Raw genomic sequence first — 2,063 nt, 5'->3', positions numbered from 1 at the left:
CCTTTTTGTTTGGCCGGAACGCCTACCATAAGGGCGTAGGGCTTTACATCTTTGGTGACCACTGCCCCTGCGCCAATAAAGGCATATTCGCCAACGGTAACGCCGCAAACCAGAGTGGCATTGGCACCAATTGAAGCTCCTTTTTTAACCCGGGTTTCCCGGTATTCGTTTTTGCGAACAACAAACGAGCGCGGATTAACTACATTCGTAAACACGCAGCTGGGACCGCAAAATACATCGTCCTCCAGGATTACCGAGTCGTAAACACTGACGTTATTCTGTATTTTAACGCCATGGCCAATCACCGCTTTGCCACCTACGTACACATTTTGGCCCAGCACACAGTTGTTGCCAATTTGCGCGCCGCTCATCACATGGCAAAAGTGCCACACTTTAGTTCCGTTTCCAATTTGTGCACCGTCGTCGACGATAGCTGTGGGGTGTATGTAATAGTCAGGACTCATGATTGATATACTCGTTTACGGATTCGCATATAAATTGCACATCTTCTTCGTTCAGGAAAGCATGCATAGGCAAAGAAAGAACTGTTTCTGATAACAGCTCCGATACTTCGAAACGTTCGTCGGGGTTCACGACTCCACCAAAAGCTTCCTGGTAGGGAAGAGGTATCGGATAGTGAACTGCTGTTGGGATTCCTTTTTCAGCCAGGTGCTTTTTCATGCCATCGCGATCGCCCAGGCCAATGGTGAATTGTGCCCAAACGCTCGTTCTGTTTTCGCAAACCTCGGGAAGCATCAGCTTGCCTTTTAGTAGTTCGCGATAGCGGTTGGCCCAATGTTGGCGGGCTGCCACTTCCTGATCGAAATGACCTAACTTTACCCGCAGTATGGCTGCCTGGATCGTATCCATGCGGCCGTTTATGCCAATCATTTTATGGTGATAGCGCTTGATCTGTCCGTGGTTGCGCAGTACGCGAATTTTTTCAGCCAGCTCGGTATTGTCGGTAAAAACAGCACCGCCATCGCCATAGCATCCCAATGGCTTGGCCGGGAAGAAGCTGGTCGTTCCCAACTGGCAAAGCGAACCCGATTTGCGGCCCTGATAAGTTGCCCCAAACGACTGGGCTCCATCTTCGATCACCCATAATCCATACTTTTCAGCAAGGGCATTGATCGCATCGAAATCGGGGCATTGGCCATAGAGTGAAACAGGCAGAATGGCCTTGGTGCGTGGTGTTATTTTGGCTTCTATCTTTTCAATGTCAATATTGAAATCGACTGCCGAAACATCGACAAAAACCGGTATTGCTCCCAGAAAGCGGATCATGCTGGCTGTCGCAATAAAGCTAAAAGCCGGGCAGATCACCTCCTCGCCGGGTTGAAGGTCGAGTGCCATGAGTGCCAGCAACAGGGCATCGGTACCCGAGCTGCAACTGATGGCATGCTTTACACCAACATAGGCGGCTAGCTCTTGCTCCAGCAAGCTAATCTCATTTCCATTAATAAAAGCTGTATCCTGAATAACTGACTGAATAGCTTCGTCAATCTCGGGGCGATAAGCGTTGTATTGTTTTTTTAGATCGCAGAATTCCATGCTATCAACAAATAAGTTTACAAAAATAAGGGAATTCGCGAAAGATGGCTGCCTTTGATCTGATTAATCTTTGGATGCTAAGTTTGTTCGGCAGAGGACTGTTTGTTGGGTTTGTTTTTGGGGAGAATAAGTCCGATGGGGAGTGGCTTTTGCTTTCAACCCGACTTGCATTCTTTTTATGTTTATAGTAACTTGTGAAACAACCCAATACTTTACGCCTGATTGTCCGGTTCCTCATTTCAACGAGATCGCCCCTCTTTTTACCTCAACTTCTGGAAGTGATGTACCCGGTTTGTTAAGATGATGTATATATAATTTCTGAGAATCATAATTGTATTTGCTTTACTTTTGTTAAGTATTCTTTTTATAGCAGCAGGCCTTGCACTAAAAATCACTTATGCATCAGTACTAATCAAAAAAACAGAAATCATATGGCATTAGAGAATTTAATTTCAGTATCATTTTCGGCCGAAGAATTGGCCGAACTGGATAGCCATCTCTCGGCTATT

Annotated in this window: 2 protein-coding genes; both read right to left on the bottom strand. The window is 46.2% G+C overall.

Annotation, left to right across the window (positions count from 1 at the left end):
* A partial coding sequence (locus AC37HE_RS16470; RefSeq protein WP_500784136.1) for an acyltransferase occupies positions 1-464 on the bottom strand: 464 nt, incomplete at its 3' end.
* On the bottom strand, positions 454-1,554 hold the full coding sequence (locus tag AC37HE_RS16465) for a DegT/DnrJ/EryC1/StrS family aminotransferase (RefSeq protein ID WP_500784134.1): 1,101 nt from the start codon (positions 1,552-1,554) through the stop codon (positions 454-456). The genes AC37HE_RS16470 and AC37HE_RS16465, both read right to left, overlap by 11 nt.
* Positions 1,555-2,063: the final 509 nt, after the last annotated feature.

It is taken from the genome of Mangrovibacterium sp. (genome assembly GCF_059905295.1).
The sequence above is the reverse complement of the archived record's forward strand: the minus strand, read 5'-3'. Positions and strand labels throughout refer to the sequence as shown.

Bases quoted from the DNA above. Each gene is read 5' to 3' on its own strand.
- AC37HE_RS16465 (WP_500784134.1), bottom strand. From the start codon at position 1,554: ATGGAATTCTGCGATCTAAAAAAACAATACAACGCTTATCGCCCCGAG.